At 70.0% G+C, this 6997-nt stretch carries 10 protein-coding genes; all 10 read left to right on the top strand.

Annotated elements, in window-relative coordinates; genetic code table 11:
• The coding region (locus tag ABNT58_RS28285; RefSeq protein ID WP_348756705.1) for a S1 RNA-binding domain-containing protein at positions 1 to 779 on the top strand (779 nt) is incomplete at its 5' end.
• 28 nt (positions 780 to 807) lie between these two features.
• On the top strand, positions 808 to 1146 hold the full coding sequence (locus ABNT58_RS28280) for an integration host factor subunit beta (protein WP_348756704.1): 339 nt from the start codon (positions 808 to 810) through the stop codon (positions 1144 to 1146).
• 103 nt (positions 1147 to 1249) lie between these two features.
• Entirely contained in the window at positions 1250 to 1570 is a 321-nt protein-coding gene (locus ABNT58_RS28275) for a LapA family protein (protein ID WP_348756703.1), read from the top strand.
• The gene (gene lapB, locus ABNT58_RS28270; protein WP_348756702.1) at positions 1560 to 2714 is read left to right on the top strand and encodes a lipopolysaccharide assembly protein LapB; all 1155 of its coding nucleotides are present in this window, start codon (positions 1560 to 1562) and stop codon (positions 2712 to 2714) included. Before ABNT58_RS28275 ends, lapB begins: the two co-directional genes overlap by 11 nt.
• 13 nt (positions 2715 to 2727) lie before the next feature.
• Positions 2728 to 3297, top strand: a complete 570-nt coding sequence (locus ABNT58_RS28265) for a D-sedoheptulose 7-phosphate isomerase (RefSeq protein WP_348756701.1) — start codon at positions 2728 to 2730, stop codon at positions 3295 to 3297.
• Positions 3294 to 4298, top strand: coding sequence for a D-glycero-beta-D-manno-heptose-7-phosphate kinase (gene rfaE1 / locus ABNT58_RS28260; protein ID WP_348756700.1), 1005 nt, complete (start codon positions 3294 to 3296; stop codon positions 4296 to 4298). The genes ABNT58_RS28265 and rfaE1 overlap by 4 nt, the downstream gene beginning before the upstream one ends.
• A complete protein-coding gene (locus tag ABNT58_RS28255; RefSeq protein WP_348756699.1) occupies positions 4295 to 4783 on the top strand; it encodes an adenylyltransferase/cytidyltransferase family protein in 489 nt (162 codons plus the stop codon). Before rfaE1 ends, ABNT58_RS28255 begins: the two co-directional genes overlap by 4 nt.
• Positions 4780 to 5349, top strand: a complete 570-nt coding sequence (gene gmhB / locus ABNT58_RS28250) for a D-glycero-beta-D-manno-heptose 1,7-bisphosphate 7-phosphatase (protein WP_348756698.1) — start codon at positions 4780 to 4782, stop codon at positions 5347 to 5349. Before ABNT58_RS28255 ends, gmhB begins: the two co-directional genes overlap by 4 nt.
• The gene (locus ABNT58_RS28245; protein ID WP_348756697.1) at positions 5346 to 6410 is read left to right on the top strand and encodes a glycosyltransferase family 9 protein; all 1065 of its coding nucleotides are present in this window, start codon (positions 5346 to 5348) and stop codon (positions 6408 to 6410) included. Before gmhB ends, ABNT58_RS28245 begins: the two co-directional genes overlap by 4 nt.
• Positions 6407 to 6997, top strand: a 591-nt coding sequence (locus ABNT58_RS28240) for a glycosyltransferase (RefSeq protein ID WP_348756696.1), incomplete at its 3' end; no start/stop codon positions are given. The genes ABNT58_RS28245 and ABNT58_RS28240, both read left to right, overlap by 4 nt.

Raw genomic sequence — 6997 nt, 5'->3', positions numbered from 1 at the left:
TGCACGTCTCCGAAATGGACTGGACCAACAAGAACGTCAGCCCCAGCAAGCTGGTGTCGCTGGGCGACGAAGTTGAAGTCATGGTCCTCGAGATCGACGAAGACAAGCGCCGCATCAGCCTGGGCATGAAGCAGTGCAAGGCCAACCCGTGGGAAGAGTTCTCTTCCAACGTCAAGCGCGGCGACCGCGTCAAGGGCCCGGTCAAGTCGATCACCGACTTCGGCGTGTTCGTGGGCCTGGCCCAGGGCATCGACGGCCTGGTGCACCTGTCCGACCTGTCCTGGAACGAGCCGGGCGAATCGGCCGTGCGCAACTTCAAGAAGGGCCAGGAAGTCGAAGCCATCGTGCTGGCCGTGGACGTCGAGCGCGAGCGCATCTCGCTGGGCATCAAGCAGCTGGACGGTGACCCGTTCGCCACCTACACCACGCTGAACGACCGCGGCGCCCTGGTCACCGGCAAGGTCAAGACCGTCGACGCCCGTGGCGCCGAAGTGCAGCTGACCGACGACGTGACCGGCTACCTGCGTGCTTCCGAAATCAGCCGCGACCGCGTGGAAGACGCGCGCAACGTGCTGAAGGAAGGCGACGAAGTCAACGCCATGATCATCAACATCGACCGCAAGCTGCGTTCGATCCAGCTGTCGATCAAGGCCAAGGACTCCGCCGACCAGCAAGAAGCCATGCAGCGCCTGTCGCAGTCCAGCGAGCGTGAATCGGCCGGTACCACCAGCCTGGGCGCCCTGCTGCGCGCCAAGCTGGACAACCAGAACAACGGCTGATGCCTGACAGCCGCCTGGTGTTCCGCGCATGACCCGGTCCGATCTGGTGGCAGCCCTGGCCGAGCGATTCGGCCAGCTGACACAGCGCGACACCGAGTTCGCCGTGAAGACCATGCTCGATGCGATGTCCGACGCCCTGGCGCGCGGGCACCGCATCGAGATCCGCGGCTTCGGCAGCTTTTCGATCAACCGCCGGCCGCCGCGCGTGGGCCGCAACCCGCGCAGCGGCGAGCAGGTGGTGATTCCCGAGAAGCTGGTGCCGCACTTCAAGCCCGGCAAAGCCCTGCGCGAAGCCGTGGACGCCAACGTGCCGCTGGACCACACCCCGGCGGATACGACCGACGACGAAGCTGCGCTGCGCGCTTAACCTCGCTGTTCCAAGCACCAAACACGGCCCTCGGGCCGTGTTTTTCTTTGTGCAACCAACTGCCCCATGCGCCCGAAAGGTGCGTGGCTAGAATCCGCCGGCCATGCGCTTTCTCGTCTGGCTCGTCAGAGCCTTTGTCTTCTTCGCCCTCTTCGCCTTCGCGCTGAACAACCAGCAGGAGGCCGCGGTGCGCTGGTTCTTCGGCGTGGAATGGCGCGCGCCGATGGTCATCATCGTGCTGATCGCCTTCGCGGCCGGCTGCGCCATCGGCGTGCTGGCCATGGTGCCCAGTTGGTGGCGCCATCGCCGGGTCGCCCGCCGTGTGACGCCAGAGCCCGTGGTGCCCGCCCCCGCGGCCGCGCCCGCCGTGGTGCCGCCGCCCTCTGACTTCCTGCCTGAGCACCCGCCGCGCGATGGACTTTGACCTGCAGTGGTTGTTGCTCGGCCTGCCGGTGATGTTCGCGCTGGGCTGGGCCGCCTCGCGCTTCGACCTCAAGCAATGGAAGCGTGAGCAGCGCGAATCGCCCAAGGCCTATTTCAAGGGCCTGAACCTGCTGCTCAACGAGCAGCACGACAAGGCCATCGACGCCTTCATCGAAGCGGTGCAGAACGACCCCGACACCTCGGAGCTGCACTTCGCGCTGGGCAACCTGTTCCGCCGCCGCGGCGAGTTCGAGCGGGCGGTACGGGTGCACCAGCACCTGCTCAACCGCGGCGACCTGCCGCAAGCCGACCGTGAGCGCGCGCAGTACGCGCTGGCGCAGGACTTCATGAAAGCCGGCCTGTTCGACCGCGCCGAAGAGGCCTATCGCGCGCTGGAAGGCACGCCCTTCGAGACCGAGGCGCGACTGGCGCTGCTGTCGCTGCACGAACGCTCGCGCGACTGGCGCGCCGCGGCCGACATGGCGGCCAAGCTGGAAAAAGGCGGCACCGGCTCCTTTGCCTCACGCATCGCGCACTACTGGTGCGAACTGGCCATCGAATGTGACGAACGCGGCCAGCAAGAAGAGGCCCAAGCCTGCCTGCAGCGCGCGATGACCGCGCTGCCCACCGCGCCGCGGCCGCTGGTGCTGGCCGGCCAGCGCCTGGCCCGCGCCGGCCGCCATGCGGAGGCGGTGCAGGTCTGGAACGACCTGCGCGCCCGCCACCCGGCCACCTTCGGGTTGATCGCGCGCGACTGGGCCCGCAGCGCTCTGGCCAGCCAGCAGGCCGACACCGCGCGCGTGATGCTGCAAGGCCTGTACGACCGCCACCCCAGCCTGGAGCTGCTGCAGGCGCTGGCGCTGCTGGACGCGCCGGGCCAGGAGGCCGAAGCGGTGCAGCGCATGGCCCAGCACCTGGCGCAGCACCCGTCCATCGCGGCGGCCACCGCCTTGATGCAGCTGCCGCCCGCACCCTGGGGCGACGCCGCCCGCGCCGGCCTGCGGCAGGCGGTGGAACAGGCCGCCAAGCCCCTGCACCGTTACCGTTGCGCCGCTTGTGGTTTCGAGGCGCAGCACTATTTTTGGCAATGCCCTGCCTGCCTGAGCTGGGACAGCTTCCCACCGCAGCGGCTGGACGATCAATGAAAGGCCCCCACTGATGGCCTCGCTTTTTCTGGACAACGTCGAGCAGCACCTGGACGTGATGCGCAAGCTGCCCGCCATCGAAGCCGATGTCGAGCGCGTCGGCAGCCTGCTGGCCGCGGTGCTGCTGGCCGGCAACAAGGTGCTGGTGTGCGGCAACGGCGGCTCGGCGGCCGATGCGCAGCACTTCGCTTCCGAGCTGACCGGCCGCTTCATCAAGGACCGCAAGCCGCTGGCGGCCATCGCGCTGTCCACCGACAGCTCGGCGCTCACCTGCATCGGCAACGACTACGGCTTCGACGACGTGTTCGCCCGCCAGACCGAGGCCCTGGCCCGGCCGGGCGACTGCTTCATCGGCATCAGCACTTCGGGCCGCTCGCCCAACGTGCGCAAGGCCGCCGCCGCCGCGCGTGAGGCCGGCGCCAAGGTGGTGGGCCTGCTGGGCCGCGACGGCGGCCCGCTGCTGGCCGAAAGCGACATGGCCATCGTCGCGCCCAGCGACGTCACCGCCCGCATCCAGGAAGTGCACATCCTGGTCATCCACACGCTGTGCGGGCTGATCGAGCAGAAGCTGGGGATGGCATGAGCGCCACCGCTCGGCCGCCCGAAGGCGGTGCACCCGTGGGCTTTCCGATTCCGCTGAAAAAAGGCATCTCTCGCGAGGCGCTGGGCCGCCGCCGTGTGATGGTGGTGGGCGACGTGATGCTGGACCGCTACTGGTTCGGCGAGGTGGACCGCATCTCGCCCGAAGCGCCGGTGCCGGTGGTGCGCATCAGCCGCGAGGAAGAGCGCCTGGGCGGCGCCGCCAACGTGGCCTACAACGTACAGATGCTGGGCGTGCCCACCACGCTGCTGACGGTGGTGGGCGCCGACGAGGCCGCGCAACGCCTGCAGCGCCTGCTGGATGAACGCAAAGTGGCCCATGTGCTGGGCCAGGACGCCAGCCTGCAGACCATCGTCAAGCTGCGGGTCATCGGCCGTTCGCAGCAGCTGCTGCGCATCGACTTCGAGAACCAGCCCAGCCATGAGGTGCTGGCCCAGTTGCTGGGCGCGGTGGAGCGTGAGGTGCAGCGCCACGACGCGGTGCTGTTCTCCGACTATGCCAAGGGCGGGCTGGCCCACATCCCGCGCATGATCGAGATCGCCCGCGCCGCCGGCCGGCCGGTGCTGGTCGACCCCAAGGGCAGCGACTTCGACCGCTATGCCGGCGCCACCGTGATCACGCCCAACCGCGCCGAGCTGGCCCAGGTGATCGGCCGCTGGAGCGATGAAGCCACGCTGACCGAGCGGGTGCAGGCGCTGCGCGAGCGGCTGAAACTGCAGGCCGTGCTGCTCACCCGATCGGAAGAAGGCATGACGCTGTTCGATGCCCAGGGCGCGATGCACGTGCCCGCGCAGGCGCGCGAGGTGTTCGACGTCACCGGTGCCGGCGATACGGTCATCGCCACCATGGCCGCGCTGGTGGCCGACGGCATGACGCTGCGCGATGCCGTGCCCCATGCCAACCGCGCCGGCAGCATCGTGGTGGGCAAGTTCGGCACCGCGGGCGTCACCTTCGATGAACTGTTCGGCAAGGCGGGCGCATGAACATCGATCCGCAGGACAAGATCTGCCTGCCCGATGAGCTGCCCGAGCGGCTGGCCGCCCTACCGCGGCCCTGGGTGTTCACCAACGGCGTGTTCGACCTGCTGCACCGCGGCCATGTGCAGTACCTGCACCAGGCGTCGCAGCTCGGCGCCTCGCTCATCGTCGCGCTCAACACCGACCGGTCGGCCCGCGGCCTGGGCAAGGGGCCCGAGCGGCCGATCAACACCGAGCTTGATCGTGCGCTGGTGATCGCCGGACTGGCCTCGGTGGCGCTGGTCACCTTCTTCGACGAACCCACGCCGGTGGAGCTGCTGGCCCGCGTGCGGCCCGACTGCTACGTCAAGGGCGGCGACTACGACATGGACAAGCTGGCCGAGACCGCGCTGGTGCGCAGCTGGGGTGGCCGCTCGCTGGCCATCCCGTTCGTCGAGGGCTACAGCACCACCAGGATCGTGCAGCGCATGGCCGGCGGAAAGCCCGCATGAAGCGCGCCGCCTTCCTCGACCGTGACGGCGTCATCAACGTCGAGCATGGCTACGTGCACACCTGGGACGCGTTCGAGTTCGTGCCCGGCAGCGTCGATGCGATGCGCCGGCTGCACGAGGCGGGTTATGCGCTGGTGGTCATCACCAACCAGTCGGGCCTGGCCCGCGGCATGTATACCGAGGCGCAGTACCAGGCGCTCACGCAGCGGCTCAGCCAGCATCTGGCCGAGCAAGGCGTGCCGCTGGCCGCCGTGTACCACTGCCCGCACCACCCCGGCGGCAGCGTGCCGGCGCTGGCCGTGGACTGCGACTGCCGCAAGCCGGCGCCCGGTATGCTGCTGCGGGCACAGCGTGAACTGGACCTGTCGCTGGCCGATTCGCTGCTGGTCGGCGACAAGGGCTCCGACGCCGAGGCCGGCCGCCGCGCCGGCGTGGGCCGGGTGATGCTGGTGCACTCAGGCCATGCGCTGGCGCCCGAAGATGTTGCCCTGGCCGACAGCGTGCATGCCGACCTGGGCGAGGCCGTGGCCCATGCGCTGGCCCAGCCGGCCTGCCCCACCCCGTGACAAGCCCCGGGGTGGCCGAGGCGCCGCAACGCATCCTGATCGTGCGGCTGTCGGCGCTGGGCGACGTGATGATGGCCTCCGGCCTGATTCCTGCGCTGCGCAGCCGCTACCCCGATGCCCACATCGCCTGGCTCACCGAGCCGGCCGCCGCGCCGCTGCTGCGTGAGCATCCGGGCCTGAACGAAGTCATCGTCTGGCAGCGCCCGCAGTGGCAGCAGCTGTGGCGTGAGCGGCGCTATGGCTCGCTGTGGCGTGCATTGCGCGAGCTGAGGGCGCAGCTGCGCAGCCGCCGCTTCACGCTGGCGCTGGATGCGCAGGGCCTGCTCAAGAGCGCGCTGTGGGCCTGGCTCAGCGGCGCGCCGCGCCGGGTGGGCCTGCTGCCGCGTGAAGGCGGCCAGTGGCTGGCCACCGAGCGGTTGGTGCCCGCCAAGGGCGCCGACCCGCGCATCGGCGCCGAGTACCGGGCGCTGGCCCGCCATCTGGGCGCGGCGGACGAAGCCTATCGGCTGGACCTGCGCTTCGACCCCGCCACCCACCGCCGCGCGCTGGATGCGCTGGCGGCCCGCCAGGTGCTGCCGCCGTTTGCGGTGCTGTGCCCTTTCACCACCCGGCCGCAGAAGCACTGGTTCGAAGACCGCTGGGCCGGGCTGGCCGAGCGGCTGGCCATGCACGGCATCACGCCGGTGCTGCTGGGCGGGCCGGCCGATCAGGCGGCCGCCATGCGCATCGCGCAGGCCGCGCCCTCGGCCGTCAACCTCGCGGGCCAGCTCAAGCTGCATGAAAGCGTTGCGCTGATCTCGCATGCGGCGCTGCTGGTGGGCGTGGACACCGGGCTCACCCATGCGGGCAGCGCCTTTCGCATTCCCACCATCGCGCTGTTCGGCTCCACCCGCCCCTACCGCGACGCGGATTCGCCGCGCACCGCCATCCTCTACGAACCCCTGCCCTGCTCGCCCTGCAAGCGCAACCCCACTTGCGGCGGGCGATTCGACTGCATGCGCGCCCACACCGTCGACCACGTTTTTGCCACCGCCCAGCAGCTGCTGGCCGCCACGCCATGAAGGTGCTGCACGTCGAATCGGGCCGCCACCTGTATGGCGGCGCGCTGCAGGCCACGTTGCTGATGCAGGGCCTGGCCCAGCGCGGCCATGAGAACCATCTGGCCTGCCGCACCGGCGCCGCCATCGGCGCGGCCGCCGCCGCGCATGCCACGGTGCACGAGCTGCCGATGAAAGGCGACGTGGACGTGTTCACCTGGTGGCGGCTGCGCCAGCTCATCCGGCAGGTGCAGCCCGACATGGTGCACCTGCATGCCCGCTTCGGCACCGACGTGTGGGGCGCGCTGGCCGCGCGCAGCGAGGGCGTGCCGGTGGTGCACAGCCGCCGCGTCGACAACCGCGAGCGGCGCTGGGTGGTGCGCTGGAAGTACCCGCTGTACGACAAGGTGGTGGCCATCTCGCACGGCATCCGCAACGTGCTGTTGAGCGAAGGCGTGCCGCCCGACCAGGTGGTGTGCGTGCACTCGGCGGTGGACACCGAGCGCTACCAGCCCAACGCGCCGCGCGACAGCGACCGTGCCTGGTTCGACGCCCAGTTCGGCCTGCAGCCCGGCGACCTGGCGGTGGCGCTGATCGCGCAGTTCATCCCG

Origin of the sequence: uncultured Aquincola sp. (genome assembly GCF_964001545.1) — a bacterium.
Lineage (GTDB): Bacteria > Pseudomonadota > Gammaproteobacteria > Burkholderiales > Burkholderiaceae_C > Aquincola.
This window is presented reverse-complemented; position numbering and strand designations above follow the sequence as displayed.

Bases quoted from the DNA above. Each gene is read 5' to 3' on its own strand.
- rfaE1 (WP_348756700.1), top strand. From the start codon at position 3,294: ATGAGCGCCACCGCTCGGCCGCCCGAAGGCGGTGCACCCGTGGGCTTT.
- ABNT58_RS28265 (WP_348756701.1), top strand. From the start codon at position 2,728: ATGGCCTCGCTTTTTCTGGACAACGTCGAGCAGCACCTGGACGTGATG.
- ABNT58_RS28275 (WP_348756703.1), top strand. From the start codon at position 1,250: ATGCGCTTTCTCGTCTGGCTCGTCAGAGCCTTTGTCTTCTTCGCCCTC.
- gmhB (WP_348756698.1), top strand. From the start codon at position 4,780: ATGAAGCGCGCCGCCTTCCTCGACCGTGACGGCGTCATCAACGTCGAG.
- ABNT58_RS28255 (WP_348756699.1), top strand. From the start codon at position 4,295: ATGAACATCGATCCGCAGGACAAGATCTGCCTGCCCGATGAGCTGCCC.
- lapB (WP_348756702.1), top strand. From the start codon at position 1,560: ATGGACTTTGACCTGCAGTGGTTGTTGCTCGGCCTGCCGGTGATGTTC.
- ABNT58_RS28280 (WP_348756704.1), top strand. From the start codon at position 808: ATGACCCGGTCCGATCTGGTGGCAGCCCTGGCCGAGCGATTCGGCCAG.